Below are 17,271 nucleotides of genomic sequence, written 5' to 3'. Positions count from 1 at the left end.
CGCGCGGCAGCCCCCGTCACCCCCGCTGATCCGGGATGGTGGCGGGGGCTGCTGCGTCGGACGGCCCGCAGAAGGCCCTCAGTCTGACTCGTCGTCATCGTCGACGGCTTCTTTCAGAACGACCCGCTCCACGCCGTCCAGGGAGATCAGCTCCGGGATCAGAGCGCGCATCGGAGGCCGGCCGATGAAACGGATGTCCATCACCACCAGGCGGCGCGAATCCTCGACGATGCGTCGGCTGCTCTCGAAGGAGCTGGTGAAACCCGTGGCGGTGGCGGTGGAGAGGACGTCACGAAGCACGCCGGCGCCGTCGGAGTAGGTGATCCGCAGCAGTCGCTTGCGATCAGGGTCGGGCAGCCGTCGGATCAGGGGCGCGACCAGGAACAGGGTCACCAGGTGCAGTGCCGTGAGCACGATGGCCAGAGACAGCATCCCGGCGCCGCAGGCCATACCCACCGCCGCCGCGACCCAGATGGTCGCCGCCGTGGTCAGTCCGCGCACGACATTACGGCCCTTGAAGATCACCCCCGCGCCGAGGAAGCCGATGCCGGAGACGATCTGGGCGGCGATGCGCGAGGGGTCGAGCGTGACCTCGCTGCCGAGCACCGCGGAGAACCCGTAGGCGGAGACCAGCGTGAAACTGCACGACCCGAGGCCCACCAGGACATGGGTGCGGTACCCGGCCGCCTTCTGGCGGAACTGTCGTTCGACACCGATGAAAGAGCACAGGACGAAGGTCGCGACCAGGAGCTGAGCTTCGACCGCGCTCGAGGTCGTCAGGAGACCGACCAGCGGTTCCATAGGGTTGCTGCCTCCGCGTATCTTGTCGCGTCACTCCTGGCGAGGACTCGAGAGGACGTGTTCGCGACGCGGTCAAGCGTACAGAGGGGTGGCAGGAATCTCACGACGAGGCAGCGGATGGCGCGCCCTGAGGGTGTGCGAATGCAGCAGATTCAGAGGGCTCAGATGCCTCAGAGGGCTCAGATGTCTTTGAATGTCTCGATCCGGGCACCGAGCTTGTTCAGACGCGCGGCGAGATCTTCGTAACCGCGGTTGATGACATAGACGCTGCGCAGCACCGAGGTGCCCTTCGAGGCGAGCATCGCCAGGAGGATCACCACGGCCGGGCGCAGGGCCGGCGGGCACACGATCTCGGCCCCGCTCCAATGCGTGGGCCCATCGATCAGCACGCGGTGCGGATCCATGAGCTTCACCTTCGCGCCCAGCTTGTTGAGCTCGGTGAGGTAGATGGCGCGGTTCTCGTAGACCCAGTCGTGCAGCAGCGTCTGGCCCTCGGCGGTCGCCGCGATGACCGCGAAGAACGGCAGGTTGTCGATGTTCAGCCCCGGGAACGGCATCGGGTGGATCTTGTCGATCGGAGCCTTGAGGTCCGAGGGGTGCGTGGTGATGTCCACCAGGCGCGTCTGGCCGTTGCGGGCCACGTACTCCTCAGAACGGTCGTAGCGGAATCCCATCTCCTCGAGGATCGCCAGCTCGATCTCCATGAACTCGATCGGCACCCTCTGCACGGTGATGCTCGAACGGGTCACGATCGCGGCGGTGATCAGGCTCATGGCCTCGATCGGGTCCTCGCTGGGCGCGTACTCCACGTCCGTGCGGATCTCGGACCTCCCGCGCACGCGCAGCGTCGTGGTGCCGATGCCGTCGATCTCGACGCCGAGCTTCTCGAGGAAGAAGCACAGGTCCTGGACCATGTAGTTCGGGCTCGCATTGCGGATGACTGTTTCGCCCTCGGACAGGGCTGCGGCCAGCAGGGCGTTCTCGGTGACGGTGTCGCCGCGCTCGGTGAGCACGATGGGCCGACGCGACTCGGCGATGGCAGTGGCAGTGACCTGGTAATGACCCTCGGCGGCGACGACGTCGAGGCCGAAGGGGCGCAGCGCCGTCATATGCGGCTCCACCGTGCGGGTGCCGAGGTCGCAGCCGCCGGCGTAGGGGAGCTGGAACTGCTGGGCGCGGTGCATCAGCGGCCCCAGGAACATGATGATCGAGCGGGTGCGGCGGGCGGCCTCGGCGTTGATCGAGGCGATGTCGAGCTGCTCGGGGACCTGCAGCTCGAGATCATTCTCCTCGTTCAGCCAGCGGGCCTTGACCCCGATGGAGGTGAGCACCTCCAGCAGACGATTGACCTCCTCGATGCGCGCAACCTTGCGCAGCACGGTGGTGCCGGTGTTCAGCAGCGACGCGCACAGCAGTGCGACGCCGGCATTCTTGGAGCTCTTGACCTCGATGGAGCCGGAGAGCGTCGCCTGCCCTTCCACGCGCAGGTGGCTGGGGCCGGAGGCGCCCATGCCGACCAGTTCGGAGTCCAAGGTGGTGCCGATCCGCGAGAGCATGTCGAGAGTCAAGTTCTGCTGTCCTTTTTCGATCCGATTGATGGCGCTCTGGCTAGTGCCCAGATCCGCGGCAAGTTGAGCCTGCGTGTACCCGGAATGATGCCGGGCATCCCGGATCAGGCTTCCGATGCGGGCCAGATAGTTCTCGTTCTCGGTCATGGACCGAACGTATCTCACATATGAGATAACGACTCCCAGGGTGGGTGCGGCGCTCGTCACGTCTCGTGGCTGCGCCACGGTGTGACGACCTCCTGGGGAGCGTGCGGCCGGCGCCGAGATCGAGGAGGATCCGGGATCGGTCCGCAGGTCTCCAGCGTCGCACCAGGCAGGGCGGGTGGCTACTTCCTGCGTCCAGTGCCACATGGTCCAGCGCGCGCGAGTGCCCACGGCCGCCTCCGGGCCGGTACCGGGATGAGGTCAGACCGAGGCCGCCGCTGTCAGGACCGGCAGGAGCTCGACGTACCCGCCGATGCGGTAGGCGCGCGCCGGGTCGTAAGGCTCGAAGCGCAGGTCCATACCCGCTTCCTGGGGCGTGCGATCTGCCTTGCGGTTGTTGCACTCCTTGCAGGCGCAGACCAGGTTCAGCCAGGAGGATTCGCCTCCGCGGGAGATCGGCTGGATGTGGTCCACCGTCGCCAGAAGGGCTTCGCAGGCGGGAGTCTTCGAGACGCTGCGGCCGCAGTAGACGCAGGTCCAGTGGTCGCGCTCGTGGATCGCCCGGAACGAGAAGCCGACGGACCGCTGGCCGGCGCCCTCGACCCACGCGCCGCTGAGTTCACGCGTCAGCTCCAGCGCCGTGGGAATGATGCGGTCCTCGACCAGAGTGAGCTCGACGGGATCGGCCACCTCGCGGCGGATCATCCCGAAGGCATGGCGCACGGTGGTGGTGTGCAAGAGCTCGCCGATGCCCGTCTCCAGGTCGTATCCCAGGTTGTACACCTTGACCGAGGACATCTCTGCCACCTCCTTCCGCCGGACGCGAGGTCACGCGTCGGCCCGGTCGCCAGGAGGAGCTCGAGGACCGAGCAGTTGCAGTCTTGCGCCCCGAGCGACGAGATTCCACTGTTTTGTCCTCCATGCATCGTCCACCGACTGCTTGACATCGAGGTGACCTGCACCTGCACAGTCCAAGAATTCGATGTGCCACAGATCTCACCGGGCGCGTCGCCGGTAGCTCAACCGACGCAGCAGCACCTCGGCGGGGCCGCGCCTGCCGCCGCGCTCGAGCGCGAGCGCCGTGGCGATGCTCAACAGCCAGACGGAGATCGCGATCACCATCACCGACCAGCTCGACAGGTGAGCCCCGAGCCCCAGTCCCCAGGCGGCCAGCAGTGGTCCGTAGACCAGGGACTGTGCGAGGTAGCCGCTGAGGGACCTCCGTCCCAGGGCGGTGAGCCCGCGCACCGGGAGGCTCCGGCGGGCGGGATGGTTCCGGAGACGGTGGGCGATGAGGCCGAAGAGGGCGGCGTAGCCCACGCCCGCGAAGATGCCCACGAAGAAGTGCAGGGGTGCGATGACCGCGGCCGTCCGCGGTTCCAGGACCCCGATGTGCGCGAACGCCTGGACGCCTCCGACGAACCATCCGGCTCCGATGCCCGTCCCGGCGACCCAGCGCAGCAGGGACAGGTGGCGCTCCGGCTCCTCGAGGACTCGATGCCGGGCGCCGAGCAGTCCGATGAGGAACACCGTCGGCAGCGCGAGGGTCGCGACCCCGGAGATCAGGCCGACGAGCCACTGAAGGATGCGCACACCGCCGGCCAGGAGGTAGTTCGGCTCGGCGAGGCTCGCGCGCTGCATCTCGGCGGCCATCGCGCCGGCGCCCTCGGCCGGTGCGTACAGCGCGCTCACGGTCGAGACCGCCATGGCGGCGGCGCCGATCACCAGCAGGACGCCGATCCAGATCCCGAGGGTCCGATCGGAGCGGCGGAAGAACAGCGGCATCATGAGCAGGCCGATCAGCCCGTAGGTGCCCAGGATGTCGCCCTGCCACAGCAGGGCCGCGTGCACGAGGCCGAAGACCAGCATCCACAGATGCCTGCGGCGCAGGGTGCCGCGGATCTCGCTCTCCGGGCCGCCGCGGGAGGTCTGGCGGGCGTACATCTGCCCGATCCCGTACGCGAACAGCAGACCGAACATCGTGTGCGTGCGCCCGTCGACGATCACGATGTTCACCGCCTGTGCGAGGCGATCGGCGAGGTTGCCCTCGGCCGGATGCATCTGGCTGTCGCCCACGCGGGACAGGTATAGGAACCACGGTGCGTGGGCCAGGGCGATGAGCAGCAGCATCATCCCGCGGGCGAGATCCGGGGCGAGGGCACGCTGGGCGAGCGGAGTCGGTGCGGCGGCCTGCGTGGGCTGGGTGGGCAGCACGGCGACGGGTGGGGAAGCTGGAGCGGAGGTCATGACGGCTGTCCTTCCTGAGTGGTGCGTCGTGCGGGGCGGGGGTGCGGGGAGCCGATCAGCCGACGAGCACGGTGAGGACGCCGGTGGTCGCCAGGGTGACCGCCGCGGTCCACAGGACGATCGCGATGACCTGCCACAGCAGTACCCAGTTGCGGCGAACTCCGGAGGCCACGAGCGTCGCGGCGGTCAGGTGGGTGGGCAGGGCGAGCGGCCCGATGAGGCTCGCGCCGGGGACGCCGAAGCGCACCACCCAACGCATCAGCCGGTCACGACCCTTGGAGGGCGTCGTCGCCGGGGCACGGTCCTGCTCGTCCGCGGTGATGCCGCCCGTGGAGTGGTCCGCCGGAGCACCGGCGAGTACCTCGACACGGGAGCCGACGGTGGCCTTCCGGGCCCGTCGGCCCACGATCGCGGACCGCAGTCGGTCTCCGAAGTGCACGATGATGAACACGATGAGGATGTTGCCGGCGGCGCCTGCCACCGCGGCGATGACAGGGTTGAGCCCGGCGAGCACTCCGAGGGCTGCGGAGCCCTCTCCTTCGATGTACGGGACCATGCCGGCCAGCGCCACGATGAACGGCTGGATGAGTGCGGGCACCTGGTCGACGAGGTTCTGGAGGCCTTCGTAGGGGTTCATGCTGTCTCCTTCAGGAGCGGTGGGCCGTCTGGCGACCCGGTGGATTCGATGTACTCAGCCTGGTCGTCCCGCACTGCCCGCAGTAGAGCGGTCTCTCAGCACTTCCCGTGACCGATTCACGGATTCGATCTGACAGATCTCATACGAATCGGTGAGAGCGACCCCTTCTGCGCGGGGTCACGGTGCGAGCGTGTCGCCGAGTTCGCCGCCCTCATCCACCTCGTCCAGGGGGGCGATGTGAAAATATCTGTCCGACGCCGCTGCGAAGCTGGGCGTCACCACCGGGCACGCCGCCGCTCGACCGGCTCGCGCGCGCGGCTGGATCCGAGAGCGAGCGTGAGGACACACCGTGGGACTGGAGCAGTTCGAGATCGTCGCCGTGCTCGCCGTGCTGATCATCGTCGCGGCGTCGTACTTCTCCAGCAGGTTGGGCCTGGCGACACCGATCATCCTGGTGATCGTGGGCCTCGCCGTGAGTCTGATCCCGGGGACGCCGCCGATCGCGCCACCACCCGAGCTCATCCTCGCCGCCGTGCTGCCACCGTTGCTGTACTCCGCGGCGGTCAACATGCCGGTGATGGACTTTCGTCGTGATCTCAAGACCATCGGCGCGCTGTCCGTGGTACTCGTGCTGGTCTCCGCGTTCGGCATCGGGGTGCTGCTGTGGGCGATCTTCCCGAAACTGAGCTTCGCGGCCGCCGTCGCTGTCGGAGCTGTGGTCAGCCCGCCCGACGCCGTCGCCGCCACCTCGATCGGCAAGCGCCTCGGCCTGCCCCCGCGCCTGCTGACGATCCTCGAGGGCGAGGGTCTGGTCAACGACGCGACGGCTCTGGTGCTGCTGCGCACCGCGGTGGCGGCGACTGCCGGTGCCTTCTCGTTCTGGCAGGCCGCCGGGGACTTCTTCTACGCCGTCGTGGTGGCGATCGCGGTCGGAGGCGTCGTCGGTGTCCTGTCGGTGCGGATCCGTTCGAAGATCGACCAACCGGCGCTCACCACCGCGATCTCCTTCGTGGTCCCGTTCATCGCATTCCTGCCGGCCGAGCTCGCCCATGCCTCCGGCGTCCTCGCTGTGGTCGCTGCGGGACTGGTCACCGGCGCGAGCGGAGTACGACGCCTCAGCGTCCAGGACCGCAACGCCGAGCGCACCAACTGGCTGACGGTGCAGCTGCTGCTCGAGAACGGGGTGTTCCTGCTGATGGGCCTGCAGCTGCGCACTCTGGTGGCCGACGTCGAGAACGTGGGACTGTCGGTGTGGAACGCGGTGTGGGTGGGCTTGGCCGTGACCGTTCTGCTCGGCATCATCCGGGTCGGCTTCGTCATCCCCGTGGTGTTCACCGCGCGAAGGCGCCGGCCCGACCACGAGAAGAAGGCTCAGCGGTTCGGGGCGGCCCTCGATCATGTCTCGACCGACGAGCGGTTCCAGCAGCACCCTCGCGGGGTGCGCATCGAACGCTGGCTGCAGCGCCGCCACGCGGACGCACGCTTCTATGCCGGCAACGGACTCGGATGGCGCGGCGGAGCCGTGCTGGCCTGGTCCGGTATGCGCGGGGTGGTCACCCTCGCCGCCGCCCAGTCGCTGCCCACCGACTTCCCCTATCGCACGCAGCTGATCCTGGTGGCCTTCGTGGTCGCCCTGGTGACCCTGGTGGGGCAGGGCGGCACCCTGCCGATGCTGATCCGGGTGCTGGGCATCCGCGGCACCGATGAGGAGAAGGCCCATCGTGAGCTGAGCCTGCTGCTCCTGGAGGTCAACGAGGCAGCCGTCGGCCAGGTGCTGGGGAACCCCGATCTGCGCCGTCGTGACGGAGAACCCTTCGCTCCGGAGGTGCTCGAGAGAGCCCGCCAGATGCACGCTCGGATCACCGATCCGCAGAATCGCGAGCGGGACGCCGACCCAGTAAGAGCGCAGTACCCCGAACTCATGCAGCTGATCCTCGATGCCCAGCAGGACGCCCTCAACGAGGCGCGCTCCACGGGCTCGTACGATTCGACCACGATTCGCACGGCGCAGAAGAGGCTGGACCAGGGGAGCGTGCGGTTCACGCAAGCGTGACGCACTCCTCAGAACGTCCCGCACGGCGCCCGGGGACGGTGCTCGAGCGCCGCCCGGATGCGGTATCGGTCATGTCCGCTCCGGCTGATAGCCGCTCCACGCGGCACGACGAGGCACAATGACCGCCGTCCCCACGAGCCCACAGGCCGGCACCGCCGTCGGCATGATCCGTGTGCTCTCGACGTCGAGAGGCCCTCATGAAGTTCTTCCAGCGACTCGGTAGATCCCTGATGCTGCCGGTGGCCGTCCTGCCCGTCGCCGCGATCCTCAGCGGCATCGGCTACTGGATCCTGACCGCGACCGGCAACGAGGAGAACCTCGTCGGTGTGATCTTCAAGGTCGCCGGCGGGGCACTCCTGGACAACCTGCCGCTGCTGTTCGCGATCGGTGTGTCGATCGGTATGGCCAAGAAGCCCGACGGTACCTCGGCCCTGGCCGGCCTGGTCTCCTGGCTCATGGTGACGACCCTGCTGAGCCCCGCGAACGTCGCGCTCTTCCGGGGGATCGAGGAGGAGGCCGTCAACCCCGCCTACACCAACCTCGAGAACGTCTTCGTGGGCATCATCTGCGGTCTCATCGGCGCGTGGGCGTACGACCACTTCAAGGAGACGGAGCTGCCCGACGCGCTCTCCTTCTTCTCCGGTCGACGCTCCGTCGCCATCGTCACCGCAGGGGTCTCGATCCTGGTGGCGCTGGTGCTGTTCTTCCTCTGGCCGCTGGTGTACACCGGCCTGGTCGGCTTCGGCGAGTTCATCCTGACGCTCGGCCCGCTCGGCGTGGGCATCTACGGCTTCCTGAACCGTCTGCTGATCCCGCTGGGCCTGCACCACGCCCTGAACTCCGTGTTCTGGTTCGACGTGGCAGGCATCAACGACCTCGGCAACTTCCTCGACGCCACCGGCACCTACGGCGTGACCGGCCAGTACATGACCGGCTTCTTCCCCGTGATGATGCTGGGCCTGCCGGGCGCCGCGCTCGCCATGTACGTGACGGCCAGGACGACTCGCCGCAAGGTCGCCGCCGGTGTGCTGCTCTCCAGCGCCATCGCCTCGTTCTTCGTGGGAGTCACCGAACCGCTCGAGTTCTCCTTCATGTTCCTGGCGCCGGGCCTGTACGTGGTCCACGCCCTGTTCACCGGTATCTCCATGGGCATCAGCGCACTGCTGCCGGTGCGTATGGGCTTCGGCTTCTCCGGCGGTTTCATCGACCTGGTGCTGGGCTGGGTGAACCCGATGGCACAGAATCCGTGGGCAATCCCGCTGATGGGCATCTTCTGGTTCGTCGTCTACTTCCTGGTGTTCCGCGCGATCATCCTGCGGTTCGACTTGAAGACCCCTGGCCGTGAGGACGGCGAGATCGAGGACGACGAGGCCGCCACGCCCAACGGTGAGGGCAAGTACCTCGCCACCGCGACCGCGTTCCTCGTCGCGCTCGGCGGCAAGGAGAACATCGTCGACCTCGAGAACTGCGCGACCCGACTGCGCATGGAGGTCGCCGATACGACGAAGGTCGACGAGTCCGCGCTCAAGCGTGCCGGCGCCGCCGGCACCATGAAGCCCGGTGGCCAGTCCGTGCAGGTCATCTACGGCACCAGCGTCCAGTTCGTGAAGGATGCGATGGAACGGATCATCACCGGGAAGGCCGAGCCGGTCACCGATGCCACAGCAGTGGTCCAGGAGCAGGCTGCGTCCGAGGGCGGCACCGCCACCGCGGTGCGCACCACCCACCTGGTGCGGCTGCGTCAGCCGCTGGCCGGCGCCGTCGTCCCGCTGTCCGAGGTCCCCGACCCCACGTTCGCCCAGGGGATCATGGGACCGGGCGTCGCGATCGAACCGACCGGCGGCGAGGTTGTCGCCCCCGCTGCGGGCACCATCGGGCACGTGTTCCCGACCGGTCATGCCGTGGCGCTCGTGCTCGATGACGGCACGGAGCTGCTCATCCACGTCGGATTGGACACCGTGCAGATGAAGGGCGAGGGCTTCACCACGCTCGTCGAGCCCGGTCAGCGCGTGGGCGCAGGGACGCCGCTGCTGCGCGCGGACCTCTCGGCCATCCGCGTTGCCGGGCACCCGACGATCACTCCGATCATCGTGCTCAATGACAAGGACGCGCAGATCGAACTGGTCTGAGTCCCTTCCTCGTGCAGCGGCCGCCCGGAGTGATCCGGGCGGCCGCTGTCGTGTGCACAGCCTCGAGGTCAGAGCAGGACGACGAGCCCGCGCCCCAGCGCGAGCAGTGCGCCGATCATCGCCAGCACCATCACCAGGCGCATCGCGGTCTCCGGTTCGATCTTCGGTGCGACGTGGTTGCCGAGCAGCAGGCCGATCAGCAGGGCTGCCAGAAGCACTCCCCATTGGCTGAGCGCGAGGGTGGGCAGCGCGCGCTTCGCCCCCAGCGAGACGAGGCTGAGGACCAGGAACTGCACCTGCGCGGTGGCCGCGAAGTGGTGGTGCGACCAGTTCGTGGCGCGGGCATAGACCACCACACCAGGGCCGCCCACGCCGGCCGTCACGCTCATGAAGCCGGAGGCCAGGCCCCCCGCGGCGGCCAGGGGCCGCGAGTTCGGCAGGGAACGGCCGCGCAGCGCCATGGTCGCCGCGAGGCCGACGACGACCACCACGCTCACCGAGATCATCAGTGGAGGGGCCGGCAGCAGCTCCACGGCGATCGCCCCGGGGATGACGCCGACCACGCCCATCGGCACCAGGACCGCCGCGCGCGGCCAGTCGATGTCCCGCCACACCAGAGCGAGGTTCAGCAGGGCCGACAGCGCGCCGCACACATTGGTCACCAGGATTCCCTCGAGCGGCCCGAGCGCCAGCACGAGGAACGGGGAGGCGAGCAGGGCGAAACCCATCCCCGTGGAGCGCTGGGCGATGGCGCCCACGAGGGTGGCGAAGGCCAGACCGAGGGTGATGAGGATGCTCGGTTCGGTCATCGGCCCAGGCTACGGCTCGCCGCGCTCGGTGCCTGCGAGCCTCACCGGCGGCGACGTGCGAGATACAGCGCGCCGCCGCCGAGCGCCATCAGAGCGAGCGCGCCCAGCAGCACCGGCCAGGCCTCCGCGCCGGTCCGGGCGAGTGGGCCGGCGCTCTCGGCGGATACCGGGGCGTGGGATCCGTCGCCACCGTCTGTCTTGGCGCCGGCGTCGTCGGATGCATTGTCGGAGGCGCCCGCGGGGAGGCCCGGGGCGGTGCCGTCTCCCTCGTCCGGCTCAGGTGCGGTCGAGGTGCTGTCCCCGGGGTCGCCGGCGCCGCCGGAACCGTCGTCCTCGCCGAGGTTCCCCCCAGCGTCGGGTGACTCCCCATCTCCGGGTGCTTGGTCGTCGCCAGGTGTCCCGCCCTCGCCGGGCGCCTCCTCGTCGCCGTCGCCGGGTTCCTCGGGCTCGGGCTCCTGCGGAGTCGGGCCCGGCTCGTCGCCGGCGACCACGACGGTGCTCTGAGCAGTGCGGCCGTTGACGGTGACCTGGACCGTCGCGGTGCCCGGGCGCAGCCCCGTGATCTCCCCGGTCATCGGGTTCACGCGCACCACGGCGCTGGAATCGGCCTGTTCCGGGGCATCCCCGGCCGAGACCGCCCGGATCTGCGCGCCGTCGGCCGGAGCGGACGGGGACCCGCCGTCGACCTGGACGCCCTGGCCTCCCCATTGAGCGGTGACCGGCCAGGCGACCGGTATCGTGCGGTCGTCCTGGGTGAAGGTCGCCGACACGTCTGCGACCCCGCCGACGCTCAGCTGCTGCGCAGCCGACAGGGAGATCTCGTCGACCCACGGGTGAGTCTCCGCAGCGAGCCAGTCCACCCGATCCTGCGGGGAGGGGTTCTCGCCGACCGTGCCGGCTCCCGGGTTCACCCCGAGCATGGTCCAGCCGGTGAAGCCCCCGGTCTCGGGGGTCCCGGCCGGATCCTTGCCGGAGTTTCCGTTGATGAGGGTGGTGACCCCCTCGACGGCGGCGCCGTGGAAGACGCCCACGTGCCCGTTGATCAGCGCGGCGGACTTCCCGGAGGAGCGCCGGAACTCGGCGAGGGTTTCCTCGAGGGCCCGTGCCTCGCGCTGATCGCCGAGCTGGCTGGTCTTGCTGGCCAGCGGGTCCGTCGGCGGGTGGTGGAAGAACACGGTGATGCCGGTGAGGTTGTCGGACTGCGCGACCTCCGCCAAGGTGCTCTCCAGCTCGGCGATCTGGTCGATCCCGCCTCCTGCGAGGGAGCCGGTGGAGGTGTTCAGGGTGACCACCTTGGTGCGGCCCAGGTTCCGCTGCGTGGTGACGGGGCCGAAGGCGGCCTCGAAGGTCGAGATGTCCCCGCCCATGATCTCGTGGTTGCCCGGGACATAGACGTAGGGGATGTCCGTGCCCCATTCCTCGTCGAGGATCCGCTGGGCGAGCTCGAAGTCCTCCGAGGAGGCCTCGTCGACGAAGTCGCCGTTGATGACCAGCAGATCGGGTTCCGCGTCCTTGATCTCGCGCAGAGTGCGACGGGCTCCGTCGACGGCGCCGCTGGTCGGATCGGCGGCGATGAACTGGGCATCGCTCATCACGGCGATCTGCTGCGGACGCTCCTCCACGCTGCCCTGGGCCAGCAGTGCCGCATCACGGACCGGAGCCTGGGCCGGGGTCTCCGCCTCAGGGGTGGTCATGGCCTCGAGGTTCGCGATCGCGATGTCCCCCTCGTACTGTGCTTCGGGTCGGGTCTCCATCATCCGTACCCGTTCGACGGTCAGTGGCTGCGCGAGCCCTTCCGGGACGTTGAACTGCACAGTGCGCCAGCCTTCCTCGGTGATGTGGTCCCCGTCGAGGTTGGTGACCGTGCCGTGCGCATCGGTGACCTGCAGACGCGGCCAGACGCCGCTGGCGTCGCCGCGCACGTCCATCGAGAAGGCGAGCGCGGTGCCGTCCACGGTCACCGGATCATTCGCCACCAGGTAGAAACCTCGGGTGGCGGTGGCGGAGGCGAAGTCGTAGGCCATCCCGATCGCCGGGGAGGGAGCGCCGTCCACGCCCGGCGGGCCCTCAGCGGCAGAGATGGCGCCGGTGGCCCGAGCGGCGTCAGTGCTGAAGGCAGTCGGATCGGAGAGATCGAAGACCTGCTGGACCTCGATGCCGTGCGTGAGTGCGACGGTGGTCGACAGATCGCCGGCGGTGAAGGTGACTGAGCCGGTCTCGGAGTCGCCGGTGGCGGTGAGGGACCAGGTGCCCAGGCCGTCGTCGGAGACCGTGAAACCACCCTCGACGCTGACCTCCACGTCGCCGGCCTCGATCCGGGTGCGCTGACCGTCGGCGTCGTACCCCGACAGCGTCAGCTCCGCAGAATCCTCGGTGCTGGGCAGGTTCAGCGAGCGCTCACTGGCCTGCAGACCGACAGGGTCACCGAGCACCCGCAGCTGCGTGCCTGCCTCATGCCCGCCGGCCGCGTAGGTCAGCGTGCCCGTGCCCCGCTCGGTGCCTTGCACGATCGCGCCCTCGGTGTCGGAGGCGACGATCTCCAGCGGTCCGTCGGCCGTGAAGGACCCATCGGCCATCACCGGCTCGAGATTCGCGCCCAGGCCGGTGCCCTTCAGGGTCCGCTGCATGCCCGGGAACACCGCTGCGGAGTCCTCCTCCTCGAGGGAACGGGTGATCTGCACGTCGCCGAGCTCCTGCGTCGGGGCATCGGAATAGAAGACGAGGGCGTTGGGGACCTCTCGCACTTCACCGTCCGACGGGCTGTTCCAGATGGCCGAGCTCTCGGCACCGGCAGTGCGGGCAGCCAGCGCCGAGGAGCCACCACCATCGAGGTTCAGCGCATTGTGGGCACCCATGTCTCGCAGGATCTTCCCGGCCTCAGGGAGGGTCATGCCGCGCGAGGCGGTGGTGCGACCATCGATGACCATCACGAACAACTGCGAGCCGTCCTTCGAGACGCCCACCGCGGTGCGAGGATGCTCGCCGGTGACCAGGGAGTCCTCGCCCATCTCGGGCACCTCGCCGTCGGCGAGGATCTGATGGGACCCGGCGATCCCGAGATCCACGTCCTCGCTGGGGCCGACCTCGATCTGAACCTCCTGGCCGACCTCGAGCGCAGCGACTGCCTCGGCCCCGCCCTCTCGACCCAGCAGCACCTGCTCGCCGTCGGCGATCTCGGGATCTCCGGCGATGTCCTGGAGGCCGCTGACCTCGGTGACCACACCGTCGACCACGGTCGCGCGGGCCACGGTGGTCGCAGGCGACTCGGGGGCGCCGACGGGCCGATCCAGTGTGTAATCGCCCCAGGCGGCGGTGTACAGGCCGATTCCGCCCTCCGAGATCGACGGATTGTTCACCCCGGCCAGCTCGTGGGCGGTATCGCCTTCGACAGTGAGGGTGCCGGTCGCGGAGAGGGCCTGCACGGCGGCCTGCCCGTCGGCGACCGTGAAGGCGGGACGCGGGGTGGGTGAGCCCATCTGGACGCCGTCCTGGGAGACCGAGGTGTAGATCGGTGCGTCGGAGTGGTTGATGTCGAAGAAGGTGCCGTTGACGGCCGCGACCGCCTTGTCCCCGCTCGGTCCCGAGGCCATCACGTCCTGCAGCGGGGCGCGGCCGGTGACCTGGCCGCCGTGCGCCACGTCCATCGACAGGCTCGATTCGCGCAGGTCCGCGGTGAGCACGCTGCCCTCGTTCCAGCCCCCGGATTCCAGGCGGGAGAAGTTCGTGAGGTCCAGCCCGGGGGCGACTCGGTAACTGCGGGAGTCGCGCAGCACACCGCCTTCGGCGAGCTGCGCGTCGGTGACTTCGGCAGCGGCGGGCGGCGCCTGCAGGCTCTGCAGCGCGAGCACCGAGGGCGTGAGCAGCGCGAGCGCGGCGAGCAGTGCGAGGAGTCTCGCCGGGCTGCTCGGGTGGATCGAGGCGGTCTGGGCGGTCGGGGCGGCGGGCGAGGCGGGGACGGCCATCACGAATCCAAGGGACGAGGGAGTGGGAGCGCTCTCACCCTAGAGGGCCGAACGCAACGGGGCAGGGGTATCCGGTGAATTGCCGATGAACCTGTTCGGGGCGCCGTGGTGGCCGGATGGGCCCGACACCGTCATGCTGGAGGGATGTCGCAGAAGAAGCATCATGGACGCTCCTCGCGGGAACCGGATCCGGCCACCAGGCAGAAGTGGCAGCGGGACCGGGAGCTCGTGCTGTCCGAATACGGGACCTGGCGCCTGACTGCCGACGAGGACGCGCCGGCCGCCACCGAGGTGCAGACGCTGGAGACGCTGCTGCGCCTGAAGGCCGAGCAGCAGGGCAGTCCGGAACCGGGGAGGTGGACCGAGGAGCAGACCACCGCTCTGCTCACCGAGGTCGTGCCGCGTACGGTGATCCAGGCGCGTGAGCAGGCGATGGACATGGTCCCGACGCTGGGTCGCTTCTTCACCTATCTGCGGGAGACCGGGCGCTGGGACTCCGAGGCGATGAGCCCTCAGACGGCGCCCATGATGCTCGATGCCCTGGAGTTCGCCACCCTCGAGGCGGCCGATGACCCCTCCCGCCGCTCGTTCTCCACCAACATCCTCGGCCACGGCCTCACCCTCGGGATCGACCTCGAGGACGACGAGGAGCTGGCTGGGTACATGCACTGGTACAACTCGCTCCCCGACGACGAGCGGGTCGAGCTCAGCGACACCGGTCGCCTGAGTGCCCCCACCGTGCCCTTCGACCGTGACGCAGCCGTCAGCGCAGCCCAGGCCGACGGGCACGCGAGCACCTCCTGGCCCTGGTTCCTTCCCGATCCCGAGGACGATGAGGGGATCGCGCTGGCAGACCTCGACGTGAGCCAGGACCCTCATGCCTACACGGACAACGCCTTCGTGCGTCACGCCGTGGAGATCCTGGAGTTCCTCGGCGAGGACGAACACCGGATCACCGGCACCGGTGCGCTCGGCCGGAAGGACGTCGCATTCCTGCTCGTGCAGATCGGCACCCCGGGGCCGGTGCGCAGCATGTGGGATCACCCCGAGATCGCTGGGCCCTGGATGACTCTGCTGGACGGCGGCTGGCTGGAGAGCGACGGCGGGAGGGTGCGCCGCGAGACAGGCCCGGTGCCCTTCGTGCCGACCGCCTCGAATCCCGAGGGCTTCGTCGAGTTCGGCCACGCCGTGCTGACGGCGGCCCTGTTCGGCAAGGATGCCCGTGACGCGGAGGACGGTGGATTCCGCGGAATGCCCGACACCATCGCCGCGCTCCTGGCGGCGTGCGGGCCCTCGGGCCTGAGCCTCGGCGCGGCGCTCACCGATGACACCGCTGGACCGCAGATACCGCTTGACCCGGCCACGGGGGAGTGGGACCGCGACGAGGTCACGCGACTGTTCACCGTCCAGCACGACCTCACCGACCTGGCTGACATCGGCGTTCTCGAACGCGATGGAGAACGCTACCGGGGCTCCTCCGCAGTGATGGTGGCGCTGATCGCGCTGATCAAGGACCAGGGCTCGCGCGGCGCCGCGAGACCCTGACGAGAGACCAGAACCAGACGAGAGACCAGTAGAGAGACGTCGTGATATGACGCGGATCGGTGAGACGACCCCGTACCGGAGGAATGATCGAGTGCTGAGCTTCGCCTTCCTCGCCAAGACGCCGGCCTCGTGGCCGGCACGCCATCAGGACCTTCCTGGAGCGGGGGAGTAAGGCGTGCGAGCAAGTACCGCCCGAATACTCGACGCAGTTCAGGCCTTCTTGGTGGCCGGCGTGGTGATCCTCCTCGGCCTGGCGTGGGCTCTCGACGGGATCCAGCTTGAACAGAACACTCTCGCCGGTTTCGGAATCGTGGTGATCGGACTTGCCCTGTGCGGCGACGCTGTCCGCCGGTTCCTACTAGCTCGCCGGCTGCGTCGAGGAACAGCGCCCCGCGACGGTGGGCGCTGACTCGTGACAACCCCACGACCAGGGCACACGCGGTGCTGAGCAGCCCTGGTCGCCCGGACCACGACGTGGACGGGACGGCAAGGCGCCAGCTCCTGCACGGCACCATGGCTGCATGAATGTCGTCCACTCAGATTCCTCGTATGAGTTCTCCACCGATACTGCCCGGCTCGATGCGCCGTGGATCCATCGACTGCTGTCCACCCAGACCTCGTGGGCGCAGGGTCGCGGGCGCGCCGCGCAGGACCGGATCCTGGAGACCTCCCGGAACTACGGGATGTACGAGGTCGCGACCGGATCACAGGTGGGCTACGCCCGCGTCGTCACCGATGAGGTGACCTTCGCCTGGCTGGCCGACGTGATCGTGGACCCCGCCCACCGCCGACAGGGGCTGGGCCAGGCACTGATCGAGGGGATGCTCGATGACCTCGCGACGATGGGACTGCGACGCATCGCGCTCAAGGCCTCACAGGAGGGCCGCAGGCTCTACGAGGCGGCGGGATGGGAAGAGCTCGAGGGGGCGGACGACTGGCTGGAGCTGCGCCCTCGATGAGCATGGAGCGTGAACCGACCCTGCATCCGGGGCGGGAGGTCGGCCGGCCCGACTCGTGGGACTGGGAGCAGTTCCCGTGCCGAACCGCAGAGCCCGACCGGCCGATTCGTCGTGCGGGGCGCGATTGATCGATGACGTCTCGCTCCTCTGGCCCCTAGCTGTGATGTCCAGGGAGGTTGTCCCGCCGCGAGGCGGTGAGTCGAGATGACAAGGGAAGACCCCCGGTAGTGGAGTGGAGCTGTCTAGTTCACCGCTCCACCGACCGGAGGTCTTCATGTCCCACGCTAACGCTGTCCTGACCCCTCGCACACGCCTGAGGCTGGCTCGGTTGGTCGTCGAGGACGGGTGGACCTACGCGACCGCGGCGAAGATGTTCATGGTCGCGCCCCGTACGGCGAAGAAATGGGCCGACCGCTA

At 68.9% G+C, this 17,271-nt stretch carries 13 protein-coding genes; 6 read left to right on the top strand and 7 right to left on the bottom strand.

Annotation, left to right across the window (positions count from 1 at the left end):
* Positions 1-78 precede the first annotated feature (78 nt).
* The 5 genes from INT51_RS03720 to INT51_RS03700 form a co-directional block, all read right to left on the bottom strand.
* Complete coding sequence (locus tag INT51_RS03720) at positions 79-801, bottom strand: MgtC/SapB family protein (RefSeq protein ID WP_193103869.1); 723 nt, start codon at positions 799-801, stop codon at positions 79-81.
* A 179-nt stretch (positions 802-980) separates the two neighbouring features.
* Entirely contained in the window at positions 981-2,516 is a 1,536-nt protein-coding gene (locus tag INT51_RS03715) for a UDP-N-acetylglucosamine 1-carboxyvinyltransferase (RefSeq protein ID WP_193103868.1), read from the bottom strand.
* A 258-nt stretch (positions 2,517-2,774) separates the two neighbouring features.
* The gene (locus INT51_RS03710) at positions 2,775-3,311 is read right to left on the bottom strand and encodes an HNH endonuclease (RefSeq protein ID WP_193103867.1); all 537 of its coding nucleotides are present in this window, start codon (positions 3,309-3,311) and stop codon (positions 2,775-2,777) included.
* A gap of 198 nt (positions 3,312-3,509) precedes the next feature.
* Positions 3,510-4,760: a DUF418 domain-containing protein gene (locus INT51_RS03705; RefSeq protein ID WP_226831939.1), complete on the bottom strand. Its 1,251-nt coding sequence runs from the start codon at positions 4,758-4,760 to the stop codon at positions 3,510-3,512.
* 55 nt (positions 4,761-4,815) lie between these two features.
* A complete protein-coding gene (locus tag INT51_RS03700; RefSeq protein ID WP_193103866.1) occupies positions 4,816-5,397 on the bottom strand; it encodes a small multidrug efflux protein in 582 nt (193 codons plus the stop codon).
* Positions 5,398-5,746: 349 nt separating this feature from the next.
* On the opposite strand from INT51_RS03700, the gene INT51_RS03695 reads away from it, so the two are divergent.
* The gene (locus tag INT51_RS03695; RefSeq protein WP_304502067.1) at positions 5,747-7,450 is read left to right on the top strand and encodes a sodium:proton antiporter; all 1,704 of its coding nucleotides are present in this window, start codon (positions 5,747-5,749) and stop codon (positions 7,448-7,450) included.
* Between the two features lie 197 nt (positions 7,451-7,647).
* A complete protein-coding gene (gene nagE / locus INT51_RS03690; RefSeq protein WP_193103865.1) occupies positions 7,648-9,579 on the top strand; it encodes an N-acetylglucosamine-specific PTS transporter subunit IIBC in 1,932 nt (643 codons plus the stop codon).
* Between the two features lie 68 nt (positions 9,580-9,647).
* On the opposite strand, the gene INT51_RS03685 is transcribed toward nagE, so the two are convergent.
* Together INT51_RS03685 and INT51_RS03680 are read right to left on the bottom strand one after the other, a co-directional pair.
* Complete coding sequence (locus tag INT51_RS03685) at positions 9,648-10,388, bottom strand: TSUP family transporter (protein WP_193103864.1); 741 nt, start codon at positions 10,386-10,388, stop codon at positions 9,648-9,650.
* A 41-nt stretch (positions 10,389-10,429) separates the two neighbouring features.
* Positions 10,430-14,350: a phosphodiester glycosidase family protein gene (locus INT51_RS03680; RefSeq protein WP_193103863.1), complete on the bottom strand. Its 3,921-nt coding sequence runs from the start codon at positions 14,348-14,350 to the stop codon at positions 10,430-10,432.
* Between the two features lie 144 nt (positions 14,351-14,494).
* Here INT51_RS03680 and INT51_RS03675 point away from each other — a divergent pair, with 144 nt between their 5' ends.
* The 4 genes from INT51_RS03675 to INT51_RS03660 all read left to right on the top strand — a co-directional run.
* A complete protein-coding gene (locus tag INT51_RS03675; protein WP_226831938.1) occupies positions 14,495-15,895 on the top strand; it encodes a hypothetical protein in 1,401 nt (466 codons plus the stop codon).
* 175 nt (positions 15,896-16,070) lie between these two features.
* Positions 16,071-16,304 carry a hypothetical protein gene (locus tag INT51_RS03670; protein WP_193103862.1) on the top strand — a complete coding sequence of 78 codons (234 nt, stop codon included), beginning with the start codon at positions 16,071-16,073 and terminating at the stop codon, positions 16,302-16,304.
* 112 nt (positions 16,305-16,416) lie between these two features.
* Positions 16,417-16,854, top strand: a complete 438-nt coding sequence (locus INT51_RS03665) for a GNAT family N-acetyltransferase (protein WP_193103861.1) — start codon at positions 16,417-16,419, stop codon at positions 16,852-16,854.
* A 274-nt stretch (positions 16,855-17,128) separates the two neighbouring features.
* The coding region (locus INT51_RS03660) for a leucine zipper domain-containing protein (RefSeq protein ID WP_193103860.1) at positions 17,129-17,271 on the top strand (143 nt) is incomplete at its 3' end.

The organism is Brachybacterium sp. FME24, from assembly GCF_014897705.1.
GTDB lineage: Bacteria > Actinomycetota > Actinomycetes > Actinomycetales > Dermabacteraceae > Brachybacterium.
The sequence above is the reverse complement of the archived record's forward strand: the minus strand, read 5'-3'. Positions and strand labels throughout refer to the sequence as shown.